Consider the following 24615-nt stretch of genomic DNA (forward strand, 5'->3'; position numbering starts at 1 on the left):
GAGCATCAACCTGCATCTTCCTCTACAAACTGACTATTATAGAGGTCCGCATAGAAGCCATTCTGAGCCATGAGTTCATCGTGGTTGCCCTGCTCGATGATATTTCCATCGCGCATGACCAAGATAAGATCTGCATTACGGATAGTAGACAGACGGTGGGCAATGACAAAGGAAGTCCGGCCTTCCATGAGTTTGTCCATGGCCTTTTGAATCAGCTCCTCCGTCCGTGTATCGACTGATGAAGTTGCCTCATCCAAGATCAAGAGCGGCGCATCTTTCAGCAGAGCACGAGCGATGGTCAACAGCTGCTTCTGACCAACCGATAAGTTGACCGTGTCATCCAGCACCGTACCATAGCCCTGCGGCAGAGTCATGATAAAGTGATGAACACCGACCGCCTTCGCTGCAGCAACAACTGCTTCATCCGTCACATGCTCCTGATTATAAATCAAGTTCTCTCGGATAGTTCCCTCAAAGAGCCAGGTATCCTGCAAGACCATTGAAAAGGCATCGTGAACCTCGGAGCGTTTCATATCCTTAATATCTATACCATCAATGCTGATACGTCCCTTGTCAATTTCATAGAACTTCATAAGGAGATTAACGATAGTCGTCTTACCGGCACCCGTCGGACCGACAATGGCAATCTTCTGTCCGGCTTTGGCCTGGGCTGAGAAATCATGAATAATGGTCTGGTCCGGCTTGTAGCCAAAGAAGACTTCTTCAAAGGCAACATCTCCCTTGACAGCAGTAAGCTGCTGCTCTTTATGCTGGTCGTCTTCCATCTCAGGCTCAGCCAGAAACTCAAAGACACGAACCAGTGCTGCACCAGCCTGCTGCAAGACAGTGATACCTTGGGCAATCTGTGACAAAGGCTGAGAGAAGGTCCGCACATAAACCATAAAGGCGACGATAATTCCGATGCTAATAGAGCCATTAATCGCCAGAGCAGCACCGACCAAAATAACCAGCACATAAGCAAAATTCCCCGTAAAGAACATGAGCGGCATCATCATGCCAGAGATAAATTGAGACTTCCAAATACTGTTATAGAGATTATGATTGAGAACCGCAAAGCGCTCCTTAGACTGCTCAATGGCATTATAGCTGGTAACAACATTATGACCGGAGTACATCTCCTCCACATAACCGTTTACCGCAGCCAGATCGTTTTGCTGGGCAGTGAAATAACCCTGGGACTTGCCCATGATGAGACCAACAAAGACAAAACCTAATACAGTAGCCAAGATAGTTACCATGGCCAAGATCCAGTTCATGAAGAACATGGTCAAAACCACAGCAACCAAGAGCAGGCTGGCAGAGATGACGTTACCCAAACTCTGGTTGAGGGATTGGCCGACCGTATCCACGTCATTGGTCACGCGCGACAGAGTATCCCCCTGAGAATGACCATCGAAATAGCCCAACGGCAGCTTGTTTATCTTCTCTGCAATGGCCGTCCGCAGCCGCTTGGAAAAATACTGGATAACCGTACTGATGATAAAGGACTGGCCATAGTTGAGCAGGGCTCCGACTGCATAGAGCACGGTCAGCAGAAGGGCAATCTGAGACACAGCTTTCAAATCAATGCTGGTAGCCAAACCTTCAGAGATGAGATTGGTAATTTCTTTTAATTTATTTGGCCCATAGACCGTGATAATGTTTGATAAGACAGCTCCCACAAATGCCAAAGCAAGAGGAAGCTGGAAGCCTTTGAGATAAGGCCGTATCTGGCTAAATAATGAAGGCTTCTTATTTTCCATTTTCTAATTCCTCCTTGGATAGTTGTGAGTAGGCAATTTCTTGATAGACTTCGTTGCTGGCCAAAAGCTCTCTGTGGGTACCTTGACCGACTACCTTACCAGCATCCAAGACCAAGATTTGATCCGCATCCATGATAGTAGAAATCCGCTGCGCCACGATCAGCTTGGTCATATCCTGCGTCCGCTCAGCCAGTTCCTTGCGCAAAATGCGGTCTGTCTTATAGTCTAGTGCTGAGAAAGAATCATCAAAGATGAGGATTTCTGGCTTACGAGCCAAGGCTCTGGCAATGGCCAAACGCTGACGCTGGCCACCAGAGAAGTTGGTTCCGCTTTGAGCCACTTCAGCTTTCAGCCCCTTTTCCTTCTCTTGGACAAAGGGCTTAGCCTGTGCTAGATCAAGAGCCTCCCACATTTTCTGCTCATCCAGCGGGCTTTCTTTGCTTTGACCGAAGTCCAGATTGCTCTCGATATCACCAGAGAAAAGCACCGCCTTTTGCGGGATGTAGCCGACCTTATTGTGCAGGTCTTCCAGCTGGTAATCTTGAACATTGACGCCATCTACCAGAATCTCTCCTTCTGTCACATCATAGAAACGAGGGATGAGATTGACCAGCGTGGATTTCCCTGAGCCGGTTGAACCGATAAAGGCCACGGTATCACCAGCCTGCGCTGTAAAGCTAACATGCTCAATGACCGCTTCTGAAGTCTTGGAATAGCGGAAGGACACATCTCGAAAGATCACTTCTCCCTTGCTATCCGCTGCTGCCTTAGGCTGTTCCGGACTGGTGATAGAAGAATGCAGGTCCAGTACTTCATTAATCCGGCCAGCCGATACAATGGTCCGAGGCAGGACGATGAAGAGGGCCCCCATGAGCAAGAATCCAATCACAATCTGCATAGCATAGGACATAAAGACGACCATATCACTGAAGAGTGGGAGACGCTCCTGCAGCCCAGCCTCCTGGATCAAATAAGCACCAATCCAGTAAATAGCCAGTGTCAAACCGCTGGAAATCCCCATCATAACTGGATTCATCATAGCCATCAGACGACCGATGAAAAGATTGAGTCGGGTTACTTCATCATTAGCCGCCGCAAACTTCTCATCCTGATAGTCCTCAGCATTATAAGCCCGGACCACGCGAATCCCAGTCAGACTCTCTCTAGTGACGCTATTTAGCTTATCGACCAAACGCTGCGCAACTGACTGCTTGGGAAAAGCCAGTGTAACCAAAACTACTGTCAGCAGGATATTAACAAGAACGGCAATGAGAACAGCTGTCAGCCAGTTCTCAGACTTACCGATAATCTTAGTCATGGCCCAAATCGCCATAATCGGTCCCCTGGTCACCACCTGCAGCCCCATGGTAATCAAAGTCTGTACCTGAGTAATGTCATTCGTTGTCCGAGTCAGCAAACTAGGAATCGAAAATTTCTTAATCTCCGTCTGCGAATAGTCTAGCACACGGTTGAAAATATCGCTCCGCAAACTCTGGGTAAAGCTAGCTGCTATACGAGCGGCAAAAAAGCCAACCACAATAGCTGACAGCAAACTTGCAAAAGACAGGCCGATCATTTTCAGGCCTGGCTCCCACAAATCTGCCAAACCAGTCCCCGGCGTTTGCAATAGCTCTGTAATCGTCGAAATATAGGTCGGAACTTCTAATTCCAAATATACCGTTAGGAAGGTGAAGAGCACACTGAGAACAATCATGCTCACTTCCCTTACCGTCAGCCGTTTAAATAACTTAAACATCTTTGCCTCCATTTTCTAAACTTTCGATATTCTGATAAAACTTGGTCATGACTTGTGAAAAAATCAGCAGTTCTTGCTCAGAAACACCATTCAAAATAGCACGGTCCATTTCATCAAAAAAGTTACGGATTTTCTTCATTCTTTCCTGCGACTGCGGAGTAAGGCGGATATACTTGGCCCGCTTGTCTGTCTTGCTCGTTTCCAGTTGGATAAAGCCATTCTTCTCCATCCTTTTCATTAAGTTAGAGGCCACCGATTTGGAAATATCCAACTCCTGCTCAATATCCTTGATAAGGGTATCCTTCCCCTCTTCCATACGACAGGCGACAATATGCAAGACCTGCCCCTGAGGCCCAGCCATGGACTCAATCCCTTGCTCCTTGGCAAGCTTTTCCGCTATGAGATGAATCTTTCGTCCAAAACGCTTCAATTCCAGTAAAGGCTTATCCATACCTGTATCCTTTGTAAAAATAGTTTTCGTGAGAACTATTTTAACACAAGAAAAAAGAAAGTCAAGAAAAAAGTTTCCATGAGAACTATTTTTTCAACAAGAAAAAAAGCGAAGAAAATTTCTTCACCCTTCCTTTCAAACTGACAAACAGCCTAAAAATTGATTGGTCCCGCATTAAAATTTTGAAGAAGAAGCGAGGAATAGAGCCCCTCCAATGATAAGGAGAATGCCTGCAATCCAGCCTATAAATGGAATGGGCGCGATGTTGCTGCTTCCGACGATAAGGAGGACGCCCGCTGCGACACTGAAACGCATTTGACCTTTGTAATAAGCCAAGGAAGTAATTCCCAAGCCCAGAGCTGCCAATTTAATCACCGCTCCCAGTAAATTCAGGCCAGAATCACCTAGTAGGGCTGAAAAAGGAACAAAAAAGATATTCGAGAGCAGCAAAATAGTCCCTCCAATCAAACCAACCAGACCGCTTATCAGTGCTAAAGTTTTTGTTTTCATTTACATCTTGCCTCCTTCAATATTATTCTGCTAATTATCTCTAATTTTAGACATTTTTTGCAATTTTGTCAAATTTTTCTAAATGATAATCCCTTCCAAATGATCCAATTCATGCTGGCAGATTTGGGCAGGCAGGCCTTTCAAGGTCATGGTCTGCTGCTGCCAATGTTTATCCAGATAATCGACTGTGATTTCCTGATAACGTTGAGTGGGACGGCTTCCAACCAAGGACAGGCAGCCCTCTTCTGTCTTATAAGGGCCTGACTTAGAGAGCAGCACCGGATTAAACATGACTACCGGCACCAAGCCATATAGAAAGATAATGACCCGCTTACGGACACCAATCATATTTGCTGCGAGCCCTATACAGTTTTCTCGATTGGCCTGCAGAGTATCCTGCAAGTCTTGAGCCAGATAAAGGTCTTCTCTGCTAGCCCGCTCAGACAGCTGCTGCAGAAAGAAAATATCTTTGACAATTGCTTTTTCCATTGCTTTCCCTCATAGAGAAGAGCCTGATAAATCAGACCCTATAAGCTTATTTTGCGTGGCGTTCACTAACTTCTTTAGCCAGTACAAAGTTGCCCAGCGTTGCGGAGCCATTTCCAGCCACAGCCGGTGTCACGATATAGTCACGAACATCAGGAACTGGCAAATAGCCATTCAGAAGAACTGTGAATTTCTCACGAACTCGATCCAGCATGTGCTGCTGAGCCATAACTCCGCCACCAAAGACGATGACATCTGGACGGAAAGTCACTGTCGCCTGAATAGCCGCCTGAGCGATATAGTAAGCTTGAATATCCCAGACAGAACTATTGAGTTTAATATTTTCCCCACGAACTCCGGTCCGCGCCTCTAAGCTTGGTCCAGCCGCCAATCCTTCCAAGCAGCCATTGTGGAAAGGACAAACGCCATTGAACTCTTTTTCCACATCCATAGGGTGCTTAGCTACATAATAATGCCCCATCTCTGGGTGTCCTGTCCCCCCTACAAATTCGCCTCGCTGGATAGCGCCAGCACCGATTCCTGTCCCAATCGTATAATAGACCAGATTTTCAATACGGCCGCCAGCATTGTTGCGAGCTACCACTTCACCATAAGCTGAACTATTGACATCCGTCGTGAAGTAAATGGGCACATTGAGAGCCCGGCGCAGAGCTCCGACAATATCCACATTAGCCCAGTGTGGCTTAGGCGTAGTCGTGATAAAGCCGTAAGTCTTTGCGTTGGGATCAATATCAATCGGCCCGAAAGATCCAACAGCCAAACCAGCTAAATTGTCGAAACGAGAAAAGAACTCGATCGTCTTGTCTAGTGTTTCGATAGGTGTAGTCGTTGGAAACTGTGTCTTTTCAACAACTTCAAACCGTTCATCACCTACAGCACAGACAAACTTAGTGCCGCCCGCTTCCAAACTTCCATACAATTTTGTCATTATAAATCCTCTTTTAAAATTTGATTTCTACTCTATTCATTATAGCATATCTCTTGCAGACTTTTTGCCAAAAATAGTCTTTTAAAAGCTTTTTCAACAAGACTGCACTTATGACATAAAAAACGAACAAAAACTGATTTGTTCGTTTTCTAAATTCCATTAGGCTTTCACTTCGATAATTGCGTCGCCTTTAGCAAGAGCTCCTTCTGCTACTGGAGTCACAGAAGTGTAGTCAGCTGTGTTGGTAACGATGACCATGGTCGTATCATCCAGACCAGCAGCTGCAATTTTCTCAGCTTCAAATGTTCCCAGAACATCACCAGCTTTGACCTTGTCGCCTTGAGCAACCTTTTGGTCAAAACCTTCGCCGCCCATAGACACTGTGTCGATTCCGACATGAATCAGAATTTCAGCACCATTAGCTGTCTTCAAACCATAAGCATGGCCAGTCGCGAATGCAATTGTCACTTCAGCATCAGCCGGAGCATAAACCACACCCTCACTAGGCTTGATAGCAATTCCTCGTCCCATCGCTCCGCTAGAGAAAACAGGATCATTCACATCGCTCAAAGCCACTGCCTGACCAACGATTGGAGAGATAATTGTTTCGTCTTGGAGAGCAGCTGGCACATTACCAGTTGTTTCTTCTTCAACTAGTTTTTCAGTTACAGCTGCTTCAGTTACAGTTTCTTCATCTTCAAAACCAAACATATAAGTCAAAGCAAATCCAAGCGCAAATGATACAGCTACCATGAGGAGATATTGTAAGAGTTGGCCATTACCGATGTAAAGCATTGTACCAGGGATGATAGTGATACCATTACCAGTACCGGCAAGTCCAAGGAGAGATGCCAAGCCACCACCAATTGCACCTGCAATCAATGAAAGGAAGAATGGTTTGCGGTAACGTAAGTTAACCCCGAAGATAGCTGGCTCTGTAATGCCAAGGAAGGCAGAAAGAGCAGCTGGGAAAGCAAGAGTTTTAAGTTTAGGATTTTTAGTTTTCACACCAACAGCAACGGTTGCAGCACCTTGAGCTGTCATAGCTGCAGTGATGATAGCATTGAATGGGTTAACGTGGTCCGCAGCAAGCAATTGTACTTCAAGTAAGTTGAAGATATGGTGAACACCTGATACGACAATCAATTGGTGAACTCCACCAATCACCAAACCACCTAAACCAAACGGTAAAGCAAGGATTGCTTTTGTTCCAAACAAAATGTAGTTTTCAACAACGTGGAATACTGGTCCGATGACGAAAAGTCCAAGGATAGACATTACCAAAAGTGTAACGAATGGTGTCACCAAGAGATCCAAGACATCTGGCACAACCTTGCGGAGAGCTTTTTCAAACTTAGCTCCAACAACCCCGATAATGAAGGCTGGAAGAACAGAACCTTGCAAACCAACAACCGGGATGAAGCCAAAGAATTTCATAGCAGTCACTTCGCCACCTGATGCTACTGCCCAAGCATTTGGAAGCGAGCCAGACACCAGCATCATACCAAGGACGATACCAACAGCTGGATTTCCACCAAATACACGGAAGGTTGACCAAACAACCAAGCCTGGCAAGATGATGAAGGCTGTATCCGTAAGGATTTCTGTATAGGTCTTCACATCATCTGGAAGCGTCATTCCAAGAGCGTTCAAGAGTCCACGCACACCCATGAAGAGACCTGTCGCTACGATAACTGGGATGATTGGCACAAATACATCACCAAATGTACGAATGGCGCGTTGGAACCAATTCCCTTGCTTAGCAGCTTCTGCTTTCATGTCATCTTTTGATGAAGTTGGCAATCCTAAGGCTACAACTTCGTCATAGATTTTATTAACCGTACCGGTACCAAAGATAATCTGGTACTGGCCGGAGTTAAAGAAGGCACCCTGAACTTTTTCCAGATTTTCGACAGTATTTTTGTCTATTTTACCTTCATCTTTAACCATCACGCGCAAGCGAGTCGCACAGTGAGCCACACTGTTGACATTCTCACGTCCGCCAAGGGCTTCGATGACTTTTTTTGCAATGTCAGTATTATTCATTTGCAAAAATCTCCTTATAAATATTTTTAACTTTTGAAAGCGATTTTATCGCCTTTACGAATATTATTTTACCATGATTCAAAAATATGTCAAGCGTTTTGCAGAAAAAATATTTTTTTACTGTTAAATGTTGATTTTTCAGCAGAAAACGTTTACTATAGTAATAAGAAATAATATGATTCGGAGGACAAAAGATTGGCTTGGACGACTGAAAAACGCTACAAACGCTATGAAGACTGGACTCAGGAAGAGCTACAGCACATCAAAGAAAACATCGCTAAATCTCCTTGGCGGGCTAACTATCATGTAGAGCCTCAGACAGGTCTCCTCAATGACCCCAATGGCTTTTCTTATTTTGACGGCAAGTGGGTGGTTTTCTACCAAAACTTTCCTTTCGGAGCAGCTCACGGCCTCAAGTGCTGGGTCCAGATGGAAAGCAATGACCTAGTTCACTTCACGGAAACTGGCCTTCGGGTGCTGCCAGATACTCCTCTGGACAGCCACGGTGCCTACTCGGGCTCTGCCATGCAGTTTGACGATAAGCTCTTTCTCTTCTACACTGGCAATGTTCGTGACGAGAACTGGGTACGTCACCCATATCAAATCGGTGCCTTATTAGATAAATCAGGCAAGCTCGAAAAAATTGACAAGGTCTTAATTGAGCAGCCTGCTGAAGCGACTGACCACTTCCGCGATCCCCAGATTTTCAATTACAAAGGACAATTCTATGCCATTGTCGGCGGGCAAAACCTAGACAAACAAGGCTATGTCAAGCTTTACAAGGCAGTTGATAATGACTATACCAACTGGGAAGTAGTTGGCGATTTAGACTTCGCCAATGACAAGACAGCCTATATGATGGAGTGTCCTAATCTAGTCTTTATCAATGACCAACCAGTCCTGCTCTATTGTCCTCAAGGTTTGTCTAAGGATGTACAGGACTATGGCAACATTTATCCAAACATGTATAAAATAGGTCAATCGTTTGACACAAACAAAGTTGCTATGATTAATCCTAGCCCTATCCAAAATCTGGACTACGGTTTCGACTGCTACGCGACCCAAGCTTTTAACGCACCTGACGGTCGTGCACTGGCTGTCAGCTGGCTAGGCTTGCCTGATGTGGAATACCCATCTGACCGCTTCGACCATCAAGGGGCCTTCTCTCTCGTCAAGGAATTAAGTCTGAAAGACGGCAAGCTCTACCAATACCCCGTGCCTGCTATCAAGGATTTGCGAGCAGAGGAACAGCCTTTCACTGCTCTGGCAGAAAGCAAGAACAGCTACGAACTAGAGCTGAATCTCGCTGCGGACACCGAGCACGAAATCGTCCTCTTTGCAGACAAGGATGGCAAGGGATTACGCATCAATTTTGACCTCAAAGCAGGTCAAGTGACCGTTGACCGCAGTCAGGCAGGCGAGCCATTCGCTCTGGACTTTGGAACCAGCCGAAGCTGTAATATTGACAAAGAAGCAACGAGCGCTACTATCTTCATCGATAAATCGATTTTTGAAATTTTCATCAATAAAGGAGAGAAAGTATTTTCCGGCCGTGTCTTCCCAAGAGAGGACCAGACTGGCATTGCCATTACCAAGGGCAATCCAACCGGTACTTACTATGAATTAGATTATGGTCGCAAAGCTAACTGATGTAGCAAAACTAGCAGGAGTCAGCCCCACAACTGTTTCCCGCGTCATCAACAGAAAAGGCTACTTATCCGACAAAACGATTTCTAAGGTTGAGGCAGCCATGCGAGAATTGGCCTACAAGCCTAACAATCTGGCGCGTAGCCTCCAAGGAAAATCAGCCAAGCTGATTGGACTCATTTTCCCTAATATCAGCAATGTCTTTTATGCAGAATTGATTGACAAGCTTGAGCATGAGCTCTTTAAACAGGGCTATAAAACCATCATCTGCAATAGTGAGCATGACTCAGACAAGGAGCGTGAATACCTTGAGATGCTGGAAGCCAACCAGGTGGACGGCATCATTTCTGGCAGCCACAATCTAGGCATCGAGGACTACAATCGCGTGACCGCTCCAATCATTGCCTTTGACCGCAATCTTTCGCCGGATATCCCTGTTGTCTCCTCAGACAACTATGGTGGCGGAGTGCTGGCGGCCCAGACCTTAGTCAAGGCTGGAGCTCAAAACATCATCATGATTACTGGCAATGACAATTCCAACTCGCCAACTGGCCTGCGCCACGCTGGCTTCGCTTCCGTCCTGCCAGACGCACCTATTATCAATGTTTCCAGTGATTTCTCACCGGTCCGCAAAGAAATGGAAATCAAGCAAATTCTGACTCAGACCAAACCTGATGGCATTTTTACATCAGACGATCTGACAGCCATTTTAATTATGAAAGTCGCTCAGGAGCTAGACATCCAGATTCCTGAAGAGTTGAAAATCATTGGCTACGACGGCACCTACTTTGTGGAGAACTACTACCCACAGCTGGCAACGATAAAGCAGCCACTGAAAGATATCGCCCGTCTCTCTGTGGACCTGCTCCTCAAAAAAATTGCCGGTCAAGAAGTCCAAACGACTGGCTATTTCCTACCAGTCAGCCTCTTATCTGGTAAGAGTGTTTGATATAGATAAAAAAGTAAAGACGACCTCCATTATTGGAAGTCGTCTTTATTTAGCCATAGTCTAAAAATTCTCACAGGGCAATAATCAATTATTACTCTTTCTTTCTAAAGCTTAACAGACCGGCCAGGAAAGCAAGGAAGCCACCTAAAAGTGCCAGCAGGGAAGTATTTGTTCCCGTTTTTGGCAAGGCTTTTTCTGTTTGGTTAGCCGCTTCTTTTACTTCTGAAGCCTGAATTTTTTGCCCATCCAAGGATAAAGCTTGAGGCTGAGCGTTGGCTACAGAAGCGGCAGACAGCTGCTCTTCTTGAGCTACTGGAGCTTGAGATTTTTCTTCCTGAGCTAGGTTCGCTTTTCGAAGTCGCAAAATAGTCGCTGTCAGCGGAGCTAGGGCTAAACCATTGCCGTTTCTGGTGACACCTGCTGGATCAGAAATGGCTGTCACTCCTGCCGTATTACCATCTGCCACAACCTCTGCACCTGCTAGATGCTTGTAGGCTTCACCAAAGTTGAATTGTCGTTCCTTGGTGTCTGCATTGACAAAGATAGCATAAATATCGCCATTCGACGCAACCACTTGGTAACCGAGCACGAGGTCTTCTTTCTCAACACCATCCTTGCCAGGCTGGGTGATGAGGGTCACATTTTGCTCCACTTCATCTTTGGAACTGCGGGTAAAGGCATCCGTTGATTTCCGCAAGGCAATCAAGCCTTTCATATAGGCACGACTCTTGGCATTTTCAGGGAACTTCTCTGAATCAGTCGCCTTGGTCCAGTCAAAGTGGTTGACCGCATCGCTCGAATCATAAGAATCATGAATGAAATACGGATAGTCAAACGGCGTGCCGTCTTCATTGGTCAACAAATGCGCTTTGTTTGGAACCTTGTCTTCAGAGACCGGATATTTATAGTCGGGATCACGGAATTGCTTGGTCCGGCCGTACTCTTGACCAGAGTGGATAAATGGTGTCCCTTGCGAAGTCAGAATCATCAGATTTCCCAGACGCAGGCGGCGATGAATCTCTTGATAATTGGCAGCCACTGCCGGATCTTTCTTGATCGACTGGGCAATGATATCAAAGAGCGTCAGATTATCATGGGCTGCGATGTATTGGATCACATCCCCTGGGCTATCCGCCTCAAAATTGGTTGGTTGCGCCTTGATGTTTTTAAAGACATTTTCTACACTGCGTTTGCCACCAGTGATGAAGGCTGGTGTTCCTTCATTTGGATAACCTGATTTCAAGGTATTGCGAATATCATCCGAGAAAACCGCTACCGTGTCCGTTGACTTCATCCAAGACTGGTCAGCAGGCTGGACAGCTTTATTTTCATCACCTGCATAAGTCTTCCAGCCCTCACCCAGCATAATGAGATTTGGGTTGAGCTTCTTGGCTTCTTCAAAGGCTTTTTGGATGGACTCAGCATCATGGTCTCCCATCATATCAAAGCGAAAACCATCTACCTTGTACTGCTCTGTCAGGTACTTGATCGAATCCACCAAGACCCGTCTGCTCATATAGTGAGTAGTACCCAAGCGGCCGCCGCCAAAGCTTGATCTCGGTGTACCATCCGCATCCATAAAGTGGTAGTAATTGGGCTCCAAATCCTCAAAGATAGAGGTCTTAGCCGTATGATTATAGACCACATCCAGGATAACGCCCATTCCACGCTTATGAATTTCGTTGACAAGGTTTTTGAATTCCTCAATGCGCTTGGCTGGATCTGTCGGTACGCTAGAGTACATACCTGTCAGCGAGAAGTAGTTTTGCGGATCATAGCCCCAGTTATAGTTGCTGTTGCTGGAAGCGTACTTGTCCATGCGCTCAGCATTTTTCAGCTCATTTACAAAATAATAACTCAAAACTGGCAAGAGCTGAACGTGGGTCACTCCCAAGTCTTTCAAATAATCTAATTTCTCAATGAAAGCTGAGAAGGTTCCAAATTGAGATTTCAAATCCTTTGAGATAGCTGGATCAGAGGTAAAATCACGAACATGCGCCTCATAAATCAAGGCATCTTCCCGCTTCTTAAAGTTCGGTATAGTAGCATAGGTCAGGTCTTTCGGTCCATATTCACTTGGATCTACAAAGGCTGCCTTAGCAATCTTGTAGGCATCCCCCTTGTCCGCATCTTCACTGTTCCAAGCGGCTAAAGACTTGGCATAAGGATCCAGCACAAGAAACTTTTTGCCGCCACGAGTAATTTCATAATGATAGAAATACCCTCGATAGTCTGAAATCCCTAGGCCGCTCTCAGGCGTTAAGCTGCTGGTCCATGTGCCAGACTCCCCTTTCTGCATAGCCAAGCGTCCAACAACCTTGTTCTGATCCTCTTTGTCGTAGACTACCAAATCAACTTGGTCCGCACTTGGCGACCAGAAGCTTAGGTCCACTTGTTTACCCGCTTGAGAAACACGCGCTCCCAATTCACCATCATACTTGTAAATACTATCTTTTAGCTGCCAGTTCATGCTGGTTTTGAATTGATCATTGCCATATTTGATAAGGTAAGGTGACTGGGCTTGGTTAAAATCACCGATGAATTTGGCACTTTTGGTCTCAGGAGCCAGAACCACATCTTTAACAACGACTTGATTGCCATCTTTGTCTGTAATCTTTAAGTTCTTTAAAATGTCCTCTTTTTTAGCACTCTCTAAGGTAGAAAAGCTGGTCTCAATCTCGGTCAAACCTACATGCTGGGCACCCGTCATGCGAATATCGTTGACAAAGTAAGGGTTGGTATAAACTGTCGGATCCGCATCACGCAAGAAAATCTGGCTGTTTTTCTCCAAATTCGCGAAATTATAATCCTGATTTTGAATCTTCACATCATCTCCTGATTTGCTTTCGTCTAAAAGCAAAAAGCCAATCATCTTAGCAGCATCTTTCAAGGGAACATCTACATAGCGACCATATTTCCCAGTATTTTCAAAATCCACTCCGTCAGGCCAATTCTTGCTTGGGTTTTGGACATCTCCCCAGAGCCAGAGCGACTTCTTATCATACTGCCCATCTGTACGATAGTAGTTGATTCGAACCATCCCTTTTTTCAAAGGCTCATAAGTATGAGGTTGATAGTCCGTATCAAACCAAACCTCATTCATCTGAGGACTGAGTAGCTCAACTGTCTTGTCACCTGTAATATTCTGACCTGCCGTATTATTGATGAGAAGGCTGATCTTGCTTCTTTTCTCAGCCATCTTGACATCAAGATAATAGCCGTAGTCATCTTCTTTAGCAGTCGCAAAGCTAGTCGCTCCGGTCGGCCAACCTCCCTTTTGGCTAGAAGGCGTCTCAACATCATCCCAAGTCCACAGGCCCAAGCTGTCTAGATTTTGTGAAGGCAGGGTTTTGAAATGAAAGCGAATATTGCCCTCTTCGATAGCGTCTTTCGCCGAAGCCTGCGGCTGACTAACTGGTTCTTGCTTGTCTTTTTCACTTGGATTCGCAGTTTCTTGACCTGATGCTGAACCTGCACTAGCTGGAGCTTGATCTGCTAGCACACCAGTTGGAGCAGCCTGCTCTGAAGCCCCCGCTCCTGAACTACCTACCTCTCCAGTTTTTTCTTCATTTGCTGACTTAGGTTGGGCTGCCGCATCTGCATCAGAGACTGCTTCTATTGCAGGGCTGGTGGCTGTGCTCGCCTCATCCGCTTGGACTAGCTGAGCATTTCCCAGGAGGAAACCTGAGGCAATGACAACAGAGGCTACTCCTACTTTTAAACGACGGATGCCAAAATAATGACGCTTTTCGCCCATCTGAGACTGTAGGTGATAGTTATTTTTCATAAACAGAAAACTCCTTTATTTTTTCTTATAGAGAACATCTATGCAAACGTTTTCTGTATTTATTATACCGATTCTTTTTAAAATTGTAAAGGCTTTCAAGAAGAGTTTTTCTCACTCAGATACTTCATGCTTTCTGTGCGGAATTTGATAATTCGATAAGCTATTTGTGATTTAAACAACAATTGACAAGCAAAAGGGCCAAGACACTTGTCTCGACCTTCATTTTATTCAACAATAAATTGACTCAAAATCCCATTAATGAACTTACTGGACTTTTCGTCAGAGAATTGCTTGGAAAGCTCAATGGCTTCATTGACTGCTACCAGCTGTGGGGTATCAAACTCCGTAATCTCAAAGATCCCCAGACGCAGGATATTTTTTTCGACCAGCGTCAGACGATCTACTGTCCAGCCTTTTTTGAGATGCTGGGCAATTTTCTTATCCAAGTCGTCCTTGGACTGGACCACACCGGATACCAGATTGAGCAGAAAAGCTGGAATATCAGCTTCCGCTGCATTGTCAGCCTCTTCGTCCTTATCATAAGAATAGGCAAAGCGACAAGCTTCCACAAGATCACCTTCATACTCTAGGCTCATCAGGGCCTGAAAAGCCCGCTGGCGCAGACCTCTTCTGGATTCCAACAGTATATCAGTCATTGAGGAAGTCCTCATCAAATAGATCTTTCAAGTCTGGCTTCGGTGCCTTTTCTGGAACAATGCCTGCCACATGGATATTGACAGCAGACAGCTCTACCTCAGCCATATCAAAAACTGCGCTTTTTACAGCCTTCTGGATTGCTACTGCAACAGTTGGAACGCTGACACCGTATTCCAAATACAGGTAGATATCTACAGTCACATCACCTGTCTCATCTGTATGAAGCGATACTCCGCGACCGAGGGAGCGCATGGAAAGACTGTCTGACATACTCTTATTTGCGAAGGAATAAACACCTTCTACCTTTGCCGTTGCAATGGCAATGATTTTTTCCAAAACACGTGGCGCAATGACGATTTCACCTAATTGTTCAGCTGCCATAGTTATTACCTCTTCTATATTATGCGCGAGAAACGTAAGTTCCTTCTGCAGTATTGATGATTAATTTTTGTCCAACTTCGATGAAGTCTGGTACGTTGACAACAAGACCTGTCTCAAGTGTCGCTGGCTTACCAGATCCGGTAACAGTAGCTCCCTTGATAGACGGCTGAGTATCTGTCACGACCAATTCAACTGTTGTCGGTACTGTCACACCAATCACTTCTGTTCCGTAGAACTGGATTTTCACATCAGAGTTTTCAAGGATGAATTTCAATTCTTCTTCTACATTGACTACTGGAATTTCATATTGATCATAAGTCTCAGTATTCATGAAATAAGCAGTGTCATCCATTTTGTACAAGTATTGAGCTGGAACAGTTTCAATAATGGCTTGTTCAAATTTTTCTTCTGGACGGTAGCTGGTATCGAAGGTAGAGCCAGTACGAACATCGCGCAGTTTCATCCGCATAATCGTATTTCCCTTACCTGGCTTGTGGTGGCTCGCTTCCAAAACGCGGATGAGTTTTCCATCAGCTGTTTCGAAGGTCATTCCAGCTTTCAGCTTACTTGCTTCAATCATTCTATATTACCTCTTTTTAAAATTATATTTCTACTTATTCTATCATAAAGCCTGATAATTCTCAAATAACAATCAACTCTTTCGGCGCAAGAGTTAGGACTTCGCAGCCTGTTTCTGTGATGAGGAGATCGTCTTCGATGCGGACGCCGTATTTGCCATCCAGATAGATACCTGGCTCATCAGTCAGGACCATGCCCGCCTCAATCGGCTCTTCTGACTTGCCGAAGTAAGGAATCTCATGGATGTCCAGGCCAATCCCGTGGCCAATCCCGTGGCTAAAGTAAGGACCGTAGCCAGCATCGTTAATAATCTGACGCGGAATCCGGTCAAAATCAATTCGGCTGAGACCAGCCTTGGCTGCTTCTATCAGGGCTTGATTGCTGCGCAGGACGATATCATAAATCTCCTGTTCCTCATCCGTCACTTGCCCCACATGAACAGTCCGCGTCATATCGCTGACATAGTGGTTGTAGTAGCAACCAAAGTCCATGGTCAGGGTTTCACCCTTTTGAATGACCTTGTCACTAGCCACACCATGAGGCATAGCAGAGCGGTAGCCCGAAGCAATGATAAAATCAAAAGAGGCACCTGAAGCACCTAGCTGGCGCATACGGGCATCTAAAAAGTTCATAACAGCCAGCTCTGTTGTCTCACCAGGCTTGATAAAGTCCAGTACATCTAGGAAGGCTTGATCAGAAATCTGACAGGCCTTGCGAGTGGTCGCGATTTCCTGAGCATCCTTAATCATGCGCAGATTTTCAATAAAGCCCGTCATGGGAACTAGTTCGTAGGCCGAGAAGACACTTTCCAGCATCTTGAAGTAGGCATAGGAAATCTCGTCATCAAAACCGATTTTTTGCAGCTTGTCATCCGCAATAATCTTGACAATCTCACCAATCGCGTCGCGTGTTTCGACAATATCAAAACCTTGGACTACTCCCTTGGCAATCAGCGTATAGCGCGCATCCGTTAGGAAAATCCGACGTGTTTTGCTGATGAAAACTGTCGCTTCTGTCCCGCTGAAACCAGTCAGGTAGTAAATATTTTTCAGATTGGTTACTAAAACAGCATCGCAGTCTGTCTGAGCCAATGCTGCTTCAAACTTTTCAACTCTTGATAACATGAGGCACCTCCGTGAAATAACTAAGCTTATTATATCAAAAAACCAGTCAAATAGGACATTTTTTGACAAACCTTATCCAGGAATTAGAATCCAACGAGCATTCTCTGACATGAAAAATCCCTGTTTTTAATATCAAACAGGGATTTGATGAATTATTTTACGTGCAGCTTGCCTTTCAAATATTGACCGGTATAGCTGGCTGGATTAGCTGCGACTTCTTCCGGTGTCCCCGTCGCAATAATCGTACCGCCACCGACACCGCCTTCCGGTCCCAAATCAATGATATGGTCAGCTGTCTTGATAACATCCAAATTGTGCTCGATAACGAGGACTGTATTGCCATCGTCCACAAAGCGTGATAGCACTTGAAGGAGCTTGGCAATATCTTCAGAATGCAGACCCGTGGTCGGCTCATCCAAGATATAGAAGGACTTACCAGTCGAGCGCTTGTGAAGTTCGCTGGCCAGTTTCATCCGCTGAGCTTCACCACCTGACAAGGTTGTGGCTGGCTGCCCTAGAGTCACATAGCCTAGTCCCACATCCTTGATAGTCTGGAGTTTGCGGGCAATCTTGGGAATGTGCTGGAAGAACTCTACCGCATCATTGACCGTCATGTCCAGAACCTGAGCGATATTCTTCTCCTTGTAGTGGACCTCTAGAGTCTCGCTATTATAACGGGTACCGTGGCAGACCTCGCAGGCCACATAGACGTCAGGCAGGAAGTGCATCTCAATCTTGATAATCCCATCACCCGAGCAGGCCTCACAACGACCGCCCTTGACATTAAAGCTGAAACGCCCCTTCTTGTAGCCGCGAATCTTAGCTTCATTGGTCTTGGCAAACAGATCGCGAATATCGTCAAAGACTCCAGTATAGGTAGCCGGATTAGAGCGCGGTGTCCGGCCAATCGGACTTTGATCAATATCAATCAGTCGATCCACATGCTCAATGCCGCTGATTTTCTTAAACTTACCTGGCTTAGCAGAATTGCGGTTGAGCTTTTGGGCGATGGCTTTCTTAAGGATAGAGTTGACCAGCGTTGACTTACCGGATCCAGAAACTCCTGTCACAGCGATAAATTTGCCCAAGGGGAATCTGGCCGTGATATTCTGCAAGTTATTTTCCTGTGCACCAGTCACTTCGATAAAGCGGCCATTGCCTACACGGCGGTCCAATGGCACTGGGATTTCGCGCTTACCTGACAGGTATTGGCCAGTGATAGATTTCTTGCTCTTGGCCACTTGTGCAGGAGTGCCCGCTGCAACGATTTCACCTCCGAAAACACCAGCTCCTGGTCCCACGTCAATCAGCCAGTCAGCCTCCCGCATGGTGTCCTCATCGTGCTCAACCACGATGAGGGTATTGCCCAGGTCGCGCATCTTCTTGAGGCTGGCAATCAGGCGGTCATTGTCACGCTGGTGCAAGCCAATAGAGGGCTCGTCCAGGATATAGAGGACGCCACTTAGATTGGAACCAATCTGAGTCGCCAGACGAATCCGCTGGCTCTCGCCTCCTGATAGAGTCCCAGCCGAGCGAGACAAAGTCAGGTAATTAAGACCAACATTATTAAGGAAGGTCAAACGGTCATGAATTTCTTTGAGAATAGGCCGAGCAATAGTAGCTTCATTGTCAGTCAAGCTAAGCTTGTCTAACTGGACCAGATGATCTGCAATGGACAAGTCTGAAATCTCACCGATATGCAAGCCGTCTTCGCCACCAACCTTGACAGACAAGGCCTGAGAGCTAAGTCGATAACCATGACAAGCTGCACAAGTCAGCTCATTCATATAAGCCCGCATCTGCGTCCGAGTAAAATCACTATTGGTCTCATGGTAGCGACGGCTGATATTGGTGACAACCCCCTCAAAAGGAATATCAATATCGCGCACGCCGCCAAACTCATTTTCATAGTGGAAATGGAACTCCCGCCCATCCGAGCCAAAGAAAATCAGCTGCTTTTCTTCCTCCGTCAGCTCCTCAAATGGCTTGTCCATATCAATGCCAAAGGCAATCATCGCCTGCTCCAGCATCTGTGGATAGTAGTTGGAGGAGATGGGATTCCAAGGCGCTAGTGCTCCTTCGCGCAAGGTCTTGCCAGCTTCTGGCACAACGACATCTAGATCCACCTCCAGCTTAACCCCCAGACCATCACAGTCCGGGCAGGAGCCAAAGGGCGCATTAAAAGAAAAGAGTCGTGGCTCTAACTCCGGCACTGTAAAGCCGCAAACTGGGCAGGCATAATGCTCAGAAAAGAGCAGCTCTTGACCGTCCATGGTATCAATCACCACATAGCCCTCAGCAATCCGCAGAGCCGCTTCGACCGAGTCAAAGAGGCGGCTACGCACCCCTTCCTTGATGACAATTCGGTCTACCACGACCTCAATATCATGCTGCTTGCTCTTAGAAAGCTCTGGCAATTCCGTCACATCGTAAATATCGCCATCCACGCGCACACGGACATAACCGTCTTTCTGAATCTTATCAAAAACGGTCTTATGCTGGCCCTTTTTCTTACGGATGACCGGCGCTAATATCTGCAAACGCTGACGATCTGGCAATTCCAAGACCTTGTCAACAATCTGCTCGACAGACGAAGCCGTAATAGCTCCATGACCGTTGATACAGTATGGCGTCCCAACACGAGCATAGAGCAGGCGCAGGTAGTCATTGATTTCGGTAGCTGTTCCCACTGTTGAGCGCGGATTTTTGCTGGTCGTCTTCTGGTCGATGGAAATAGCCGGGCTGAGACCATCAATCGAGTCCACATCCGGCTTTTCCATATTGCCCAAAAACTGCCGAGCATAGGCCGACAGACTCTCCACATAGCGGCGCTGCCCTTCTGCATAGAGGGTATCAAAAGCCAGACTGGACTTGCCCGAACCGGACAGACCGGTCACCACGACCAGCTTGTCCCGCGGAATTTCTACATCAATATTTTTTAAATTATGAGCTCGCGCTCCATGAATCACAATTTTATCTTGCATCTTGACCTCGTTTCACTTATAAACCTTCTCCATTATAACAAATTTTTCTGCAAACTTTTGCCCCAAAAGCCCGAATTTGTAGTATAATAGTACGGTATGCAAAAAAACTCTGGAAAGGAAAATGATTATGAAGCAAGTCTTTTTATCAACTACGACAGAATTCAAAGAGATTGATGCGCTCGAATCAGGCACTTGGATCAATCTTGTCAATCCTTCCCAGAGCGAATCAATCGAAATTGCCAACGCCTTTGGCATTGACATCACTGACCTGCGAGCGCCGCTCGATGCAGAAGAGATGTCTCGGGTTACTATAGAGGATGAGTACACGCTGATTATCGTTGACGTGCCCATCACAGAGGAGCGGAATAACCAGACTTACTATGTCACGATCCCGCTTGGTATTATCATCACGGAAGAGGCTATTATTACCACTTGTTTGGAAAAATTACCTCTGCTGGACATCTTCATTCACAGGCGCCTGCGCAACTTCTATACTTTTATGAAGTCACGTTTTATCTTTCAGATTCTCTACCACAATGCTGAGCTATATCTGACAGCCCTGCGTTCCATTGACCGCAAGAGTGAGCAGATTGAAAGTCAGCTGCACAAGTCCACGCGAAATGAAGAACTGATTGAGCTTATGGAGTTGGAAAAGACCATCGTCTATTTCAAGGCTTCTCTTAAAACAAATGAGCGCGTGATTAAGAAGCTGACCAGCTCCACTAGCAATATCAAGAAATACCTGGAAGACGAGGACTTGCTGGAAGACACCTTAATTGAGACCCAGCAGGCCATTGAGATGGCTGATATCTACGGCAACATCCTCCACAGTATGACAGAGACATTCGCCTCTATCATTTCTAATAATCAGAACAATATCATGAAAGCCTTGGCTCTGGTGACCATCGTCATGTCTATCCCGACCATGATTTTCTCGGCCTATGGGATGAACTTCAAAAATAACGAATTGCCTCTCAACGGCGAACCACATGCCTTCTGGATTATCATGTTCATCGCCTTTGCCATGAGTGCTTCGGTCATGGCCTATCTCATGCACAAAAAACTATTTTAACCTTTAGAAAGAACGCCTATGTCACAAGTATCCCTCGACAAACTTAGCAAAAAAAACAAAGAATTTATCCATATCGCAACTAACCAACTCCTACAAGATGGCAAATCTGATCAGGAAATCCAGACCATCTTAGAAGGTATTCTACCGGAAATCCTGGAAAATCAAACCAAAGGAATCACTGCCCGCGGCCTCTACGGAGCCCCAACTACTTGGGCAGCTTCTTTGACCGCAAAAGAGCGCTATGATGCCGAGCATCCAAAGGAAAATGACGATCCTAAATGGATGATGCTGGACTCTGTCCTCTTTATCTTTGGTTTCTTTACCCTCCTGACCTCAATCGTCAATCTAGCTTCCTCTCAGCCATCTGTCTATGGACTGACGACTCTCGTACTTGGAAGCATCGTCGGTGGTCTTTCTTTCTATGCCCTCTACCACTTTATCTACCGTTTCTACGGACCAGATAAGGACCGCAGCCAGCGCCCTAAGCTGCTCAAGTCCATCCTTACAATGGCAGCAGCTATTCTCCTCTGGAGCATGTCCATCGTATTGACTAGTCTCCTGCCTGAATTCCTCAACCCCCGCCTATCCAATATCGTAGTTGCTATTGTCGGCGCTATCACCCTAGCCCTGCGCTTCTATCTCAAAAAACGCTTCAACATCAAGAGTGCGACTATGGGGCCTACGAGATAAGAAATCTTTAAATCAAATAATACTTAAAAAGACAGTTCAAATCAAACTGTCTTTTTATTATACAATTCTTCTATTATCTAAAAAATCCCTGCCGAGGCAGGGAATCTAATTAGTCTTCATTTACGAAAGGCATCAAAGCCATTACGCGAGCGCGTTTGATAGCTGTTGTTACTTTACGTTGGTTTTTAGCTGAAGTTCCTGTTACACGACGAGGAAGGATTTTCCCACGTTCTGAAACGAAACGGCTAAGAAGCTCAGTATCTTTGTAATCAACATATTCAATTTTGTTCGCTGCGATGTAATCAACTTTTTTACGGCGTTTGAATCCGCCACGACGTTGTTGAGCCATGTGTTTTCTCCTTTATATTATAGTTAGATTCGGTCCTTAGAAAGGTAGATCGTCGTCCGAGATATCCATCGGGTTAGAATTACCAAATGGGCTCTCATCACGAGAAAAGTTCGGTACTTGGTTAGACGAGTCTGCACTGCCATAACTTGGAGCAGAGCTGCCGCCGAAGCTGTTTCCACCGTAACCGCCAGATGACTGACCTTCACGATTAGAGCGGCTTTCCAAAAGTTGGAAATTGTCCGCAACAACTTCTGTGACATAGACACGCTGGCCTTGCTGATTCTCGTAGTTACGCGTTTGAATACGACCTGTAATTCCGATCAGGGCTCCTTTTTTAGCCCAATTTGCAAGATTTTCTGCCTGCTGGCGCCAGATGACAACATTGATAAAGTCTGCTTCTCGCTCGCCACTTTGATTTTTGAAGTTGCGATTGACAGCCAGAGTAAATGTTGCGACCGCTTGGTTCTGCGGAGTATAGCGAAGCTCGGCATCACGGGTCATGCGACCCACCAGTACAACGTTATTAATCATAGTCTACCTTCTTAAGCGTCAAGTTTGACGATCATGTGACGAAGAATGTCAGCGTTGATTTTTGAAAGACGGTCAAACTCTTTAAGAGCTGCATCGTCGTTTGCTTCAACGTTAACGATGTGGTAAAGTCCTTCACGGAAATCTTGGATTTCGTATGCAAGACGACGTTTTTCCCAGTCTTTTGATTCAACAACAGTTGCACCATTGTCAGTCAAGATAGAGTCAAAGCGTGCTACCAAAGCGTTTTTAGCTTCTTCTTCAATGTTTGGACGAATAATATAAAGAATTTCGTATTTAGCCATTGATTTTTCCTCCTTTTGGTCTAATGACCCCAAGACTTTGCAAGGGGTAAGTGAGGTTTGCTCACAAATAATTATTATAGCAGACTTGCGGCAGAATGGCAAGGGAAAGTTTTGATATAAAGAAAACTCTCCCTGTCACCAGAGAGAGTCCGAAAAATACGATTCTTTTTTAGAGAGGCTAGACAATTCTACCTTGATCGACGACCAGTTTTCCAGCCTTGTAGACCTGATGGGTCAGATTGGTCGCAAAGAAATAAAGTGGATAGTCAATGTTCTTAGCGTCTAGGATGGTAATGTCCGCCTGCTTACCAGTATCAAAGCTGCCAATCTTATCTTGACGGTTAACTGAATAGGCCGCATTGATGGTTACAGCGTTAAGGACTTCTACTGGTGTCAGGCGCATCATAAAGCAGCCCAACTGCATGACGAACTGCAGGTTAGCTGTTGGACAAGAGCCTGGATTGCTGTCGGTGGTCAGGGTAATAGCCATACCAGCTTCCAGCATCTTGCGGGCTGGTGCATAGGTATCTTCCATCAGACTGAAGGTAGTTGCTGGCAGGAGATTCCCGATAACCTTGGCTTCTGCCATCTTGCGAATGCCCTCATCGGTCGCTACCATCAAGTGCTCTGCACTCGTTGCTCCTAGCTCAGCTGCTACATCTACTCCACCGATAGACTCGATTTCATCAGCATGGATACGAAGCTTGAAGCCCATTTCTTTAGCCTTAGAAAGCAGGTAGCGCGACTCGTCAGCTGTAAAGACACCTTTTTCACAGAAAATATCACAGAACTCAGCTAGATTTTCTGCCTTTACCCGAGGCAGCATTTCCTCGACGATAAGCTCCAGATATTCCTGAGAGCGTCCCTTGTATTCTGGTGGAACGGCGTGGGCAGCCATAAAGGTAGAAACGAGATCAATATCATGGTCACGGTCCAAAGCTCCAACGACATCTAGCTGGCGCTTCTCTGTTTCCCAGTCCAAACCATAGCCACTCTTGGCCTCAACAGTCGTCACCCCATGCAGCAGCATATAGTCCAGCAGTCTCTTAGACTTATCATAGAGAGTGTCAAAAGAAGCTTCTCGCGTTGCTCGGACTGTACTGAGAATACCGCCGCCTTGGGCAAGAATTTCCAGATAAGGGACTCCGGCTAATTTCTTAGCAAATTCATGTTCCCGGCTGCCACCGTAGACTAAGTGAGTGTGGCAGTCAATCAAGCCAGGTGTGGCAATCTTGCCTTCATAAGACTGAATCTTAGTATCAGGTCCAACCAGACTGGCATCCGGCTCTCCGCTGCCAACTGCTAGGATTTTGCCGTCTTTGACTGCAATGTAGCCGTCTTCCAAAACCTGAGCTTCCTTCATCTCCTCGCCAAAAAGGGGATGTCCGAGGTCCTTGGGACAGAAGACTTGATTAAAGTGAGTTAATAGTAAATCAGCAGTCATGCTTGTTCCTCCATTTCATTTTCCGACATATTTGCTTTTCATCATAATACACTATCGTCAAATTATAGTCAAAAGCTTGTAAAAGATAGGAGCCCCACTTTTTTTACTGTTTTTGTCATTTTCTTGACTCTTTATGGACGGGAGTCTTATAGAATGTA

Annotated in this window: 21 protein-coding genes; 4 read left to right on the forward strand and 17 right to left on the reverse strand. The window is 45.8% G+C overall.

Annotated features, from left to right (window positions below; translation table 11 throughout):
* Window positions 1–5: 5 nt before the first annotated feature.
* The 7 genes from O3627_RS05055 to O3627_RS05085 form a co-directional block, all read right to left on the reverse strand.
* Window positions 6–1763, reverse strand: a complete 1758-nt coding sequence (locus O3627_RS05055; RefSeq protein WP_371621302.1) for an ABC transporter ATP-binding protein — start codon at window positions 1761–1763, stop codon at window positions 6–8.
* The gene (locus O3627_RS05060; protein WP_343092002.1) at window positions 1753–3519 is read right to left on the reverse strand and encodes an ABC transporter ATP-binding protein; all 1767 of its coding nucleotides are present in this window, start codon (window positions 3517–3519) and stop codon (window positions 1753–1755) included. The genes O3627_RS05055 and O3627_RS05060 overlap by 11 nt, the downstream gene beginning before the upstream one ends.
* Window positions 3512–3970: a MarR family winged helix-turn-helix transcriptional regulator gene (locus O3627_RS05065; RefSeq protein WP_004188212.1), complete on the reverse strand. Its 459-nt coding sequence runs from the start codon at window positions 3968–3970 to the stop codon at window positions 3512–3514. Before O3627_RS05065 ends, O3627_RS05060 begins: the two co-directional genes overlap by 8 nt.
* Before the next feature lie 174 nt (window positions 3971–4144).
* Entirely contained in the window at window positions 4145–4480 is a 336-nt protein-coding gene (locus O3627_RS05070) for a hypothetical protein (protein WP_002903845.1), read from the reverse strand.
* A gap of 78 nt (window positions 4481–4558) precedes the next feature.
* Window positions 4559–4969: a peptide deformylase gene (locus O3627_RS05075; protein ID WP_002910562.1), complete on the reverse strand. Its 411-nt coding sequence runs from the start codon at window positions 4967–4969 to the stop codon at window positions 4559–4561.
* A 46-nt stretch (window positions 4970–5015) separates the two neighbouring features.
* Entirely contained in the window at window positions 5016–5915 is a 900-nt protein-coding gene (gene scrK / locus O3627_RS05080; protein ID WP_125382009.1) for a fructokinase ScrK, read from the reverse strand.
* Between the two features lie 159 nt (window positions 5916–6074).
* Window positions 6075–7961 carry a sucrose-specific PTS transporter subunit IIBC gene (locus tag O3627_RS05085; RefSeq protein WP_125382011.1) on the reverse strand — a complete coding sequence of 629 codons (1887 nt, stop codon included), beginning with the start codon at window positions 7959–7961 and terminating at the stop codon, window positions 6075–6077.
* Between the two features lie 195 nt (window positions 7962–8156).
* Between O3627_RS05085 and O3627_RS05090 the strand changes: the two genes are divergently transcribed.
* Window positions 8157–9611 carry a sucrose-6-phosphate hydrolase gene (locus O3627_RS05090; protein WP_125382013.1) on the forward strand — a complete coding sequence of 485 codons (1455 nt, stop codon included), beginning with the start codon at window positions 8157–8159 and terminating at the stop codon, window positions 9609–9611.
* Entirely contained in the window at window positions 9592–10557 is a 966-nt protein-coding gene (locus O3627_RS05095) for a LacI family DNA-binding transcriptional regulator (RefSeq protein WP_125382015.1), read from the forward strand. The genes O3627_RS05090 and O3627_RS05095 overlap by 20 nt, the downstream gene beginning before the upstream one ends.
* Window positions 10558–10648: 91 nt before the next feature.
* Here O3627_RS05095 and O3627_RS05100 read toward each other — a convergent pair whose 3' ends face one another.
* From O3627_RS05100 to uvrA, 6 genes are all read right to left on the reverse strand, one after another.
* A complete protein-coding gene (locus O3627_RS05100) occupies window positions 10649–14344 on the reverse strand; it encodes a pullulanase (RefSeq protein ID WP_125382016.1) in 3696 nt (1231 codons plus the stop codon).
* A gap of 224 nt (window positions 14345–14568) precedes the next feature.
* Window positions 14569–15000: a transcription antitermination factor NusB gene (nusB, locus tag O3627_RS05105; RefSeq protein WP_185756094.1), complete on the reverse strand. Its 432-nt coding sequence runs from the start codon at window positions 14998–15000 to the stop codon at window positions 14569–14571.
* On the reverse strand, window positions 14993–15382 hold the full coding sequence (locus O3627_RS05110; RefSeq protein WP_002896484.1) for an Asp23/Gls24 family envelope stress response protein: 390 nt from the start codon (window positions 15380–15382) through the stop codon (window positions 14993–14995). The genes nusB and O3627_RS05110 overlap by 8 nt, the downstream gene beginning before the upstream one ends.
* 19 nt (window positions 15383–15401) lie before the next feature.
* A complete protein-coding gene (gene efp, locus O3627_RS05115) occupies window positions 15402–15962 on the reverse strand; it encodes an elongation factor P (protein ID WP_002910568.1) in 561 nt (186 codons plus the stop codon).
* Window positions 15963–16023: 61 nt separating this feature from the next.
* The gene (locus tag O3627_RS05120) at window positions 16024–17085 is read right to left on the reverse strand and encodes a Xaa-Pro peptidase family protein (protein WP_125382019.1); all 1062 of its coding nucleotides are present in this window, start codon (window positions 17083–17085) and stop codon (window positions 16024–16026) included.
* Window positions 17086–17237: 152 nt separating this feature from the next.
* Window positions 17238–20069, reverse strand: coding sequence for an excinuclease ABC subunit UvrA (gene uvrA, locus O3627_RS05125; RefSeq protein WP_125382020.1), 2832 nt, complete (start codon window positions 20067–20069; stop codon window positions 17238–17240).
* 127 nt (window positions 20070–20196) lie between these two features.
* Between uvrA and O3627_RS05130 the strand changes: the two genes are divergently transcribed.
* On the forward strand, window positions 20197–21141 hold the full coding sequence (locus O3627_RS05130; protein WP_002896489.1) for a magnesium transporter CorA family protein: 945 nt from the start codon (window positions 20197–20199) through the stop codon (window positions 21139–21141).
* 18 nt (window positions 21142–21159) lie between these two features.
* A complete protein-coding gene (locus O3627_RS05135; protein ID WP_002903834.1) occupies window positions 21160–21831 on the forward strand; it encodes a DUF1129 domain-containing protein in 672 nt (223 codons plus the stop codon).
* A gap of 109 nt (window positions 21832–21940) precedes the next feature.
* Here the strand turns inward: O3627_RS05135 and rpsR are convergent, their stop codons facing one another.
* From rpsR to hutI, 4 genes are all read right to left on the reverse strand, one after another.
* Complete coding sequence (gene rpsR, locus O3627_RS05140) at window positions 21941–22180, reverse strand: 30S ribosomal protein S18 (protein ID WP_000068664.1); 240 nt, start codon at window positions 22178–22180, stop codon at window positions 21941–21943.
* Between the two features lie 36 nt (window positions 22181–22216).
* The gene (locus O3627_RS05145; protein WP_002896496.1) at window positions 22217–22711 is read right to left on the reverse strand and encodes a single-stranded DNA-binding protein; all 495 of its coding nucleotides are present in this window, start codon (window positions 22709–22711) and stop codon (window positions 22217–22219) included.
* Window positions 22712–22722: 11 nt separating this feature from the next.
* On the reverse strand, window positions 22723–23013 hold the full coding sequence (gene rpsF / locus O3627_RS05150) for a 30S ribosomal protein S6 (protein ID WP_002896497.1): 291 nt from the start codon (window positions 23011–23013) through the stop codon (window positions 22723–22725).
* Between the two features lie 178 nt (window positions 23014–23191).
* Window positions 23192–24457: an imidazolonepropionase gene (hutI, locus tag O3627_RS05155; protein WP_125382022.1), complete on the reverse strand. Its 1266-nt coding sequence runs from the start codon at window positions 24455–24457 to the stop codon at window positions 23192–23194.
* Window positions 24458–24615: the final 158 nt, after the last annotated feature.

The sequence above is a fragment of the Streptococcus sp. 27098_8_82 genome (genome assembly GCF_041431615.1).
GTDB lineage: Bacteria > Bacillota > Bacilli > Lactobacillales > Streptococcaceae > Streptococcus > Streptococcus sanguinis_K.

Coding starts and splice junctions, on each gene's coding strand:
- nusB (WP_185756094.1), bottom strand. CDS start 15,000: ATGACTGATATACTGTTGGAATCCAGAAGAGGTCTGCGCCAGCGGGCT.
- O3627_RS05060 (WP_343092002.1), bottom strand. CDS start 3,519: ATGTTTAAGTTATTTAAACGGCTGACGGTAAGGGAAGTGAGCATGATT.
- efp (WP_002910568.1), bottom strand. CDS start 15,962: ATGATTGAAGCAAGTAAGCTGAAAGCTGGAATGACCTTCGAAACAGCT.
- O3627_RS05085 (WP_125382011.1), bottom strand. CDS start 7,961: ATGAATAATACTGACATTGCAAAAAAAGTCATCGAAGCCCTTGGCGGA.
- O3627_RS05065 (WP_004188212.1), bottom strand. CDS start 3,970: ATGGATAAGCCTTTACTGGAATTGAAGCGTTTTGGACGAAAGATTCAT.
- hutI (WP_125382022.1), bottom strand. CDS start 24,457: ATGACTGCTGATTTACTATTAACTCACTTTAATCAAGTCTTCTGTCCC.
- O3627_RS05130 (WP_002896489.1), top strand. CDS start 20,197: ATGAAGCAAGTCTTTTTATCAACTACGACAGAATTCAAAGAGATTGAT.
- scrK (WP_125382009.1), bottom strand. CDS start 5,915: ATGACAAAATTGTATGGAAGTTTGGAAGCGGGCGGCACTAAGTTTGTC.
- O3627_RS05145 (WP_002896496.1), bottom strand. CDS start 22,711: ATGATTAATAACGTTGTACTGGTGGGTCGCATGACCCGTGATGCCGAG.
- O3627_RS05075 (WP_002910562.1), bottom strand. CDS start 4,969: ATGGAAAAAGCAATTGTCAAAGATATTTTCTTTCTGCAGCAGCTGTCT.
- O3627_RS05095 (WP_125382015.1), top strand. CDS start 9,592: ATGGTCGCAAAGCTAACTGATGTAGCAAAACTAGCAGGAGTCAGCCCC.
- O3627_RS05070 (WP_002903845.1), bottom strand. CDS start 4,480: ATGAAAACAAAAACTTTAGCACTGATAAGCGGTCTGGTTGGTTTGATT.
- rpsF (WP_002896497.1), bottom strand. CDS start 23,013: ATGGCTAAATACGAAATTCTTTATATTATTCGTCCAAACATTGAAGAA.
- O3627_RS05100 (WP_125382016.1), bottom strand. CDS start 14,344: ATGAAAAATAACTATCACCTACAGTCTCAGATGGGCGAAAAGCGTCAT.
- O3627_RS05135 (WP_002903834.1), top strand. CDS start 21,160: ATGTCACAAGTATCCCTCGACAAACTTAGCAAAAAAAACAAAGAATTT.
- rpsR (WP_000068664.1), bottom strand. CDS start 22,180: ATGGCTCAACAACGTCGTGGCGGATTCAAACGCCGTAAAAAAGTTGAT.
- O3627_RS05055 (WP_371621302.1), bottom strand. CDS start 1,763: ATGGAAAATAAGAAGCCTTCATTATTTAGCCAGATACGGCCTTATCTC.
- O3627_RS05120 (WP_125382019.1), bottom strand. CDS start 17,085: ATGTTATCAAGAGTTGAAAAGTTTGAAGCAGCATTGGCTCAGACAGAC.
- O3627_RS05110 (WP_002896484.1), bottom strand. CDS start 15,382: ATGGCAGCTGAACAATTAGGTGAAATCGTCATTGCGCCACGTGTTTTG.
- uvrA (WP_125382020.1), bottom strand. CDS start 20,069: ATGCAAGATAAAATTGTGATTCATGGAGCGCGAGCTCATAATTTAAAA.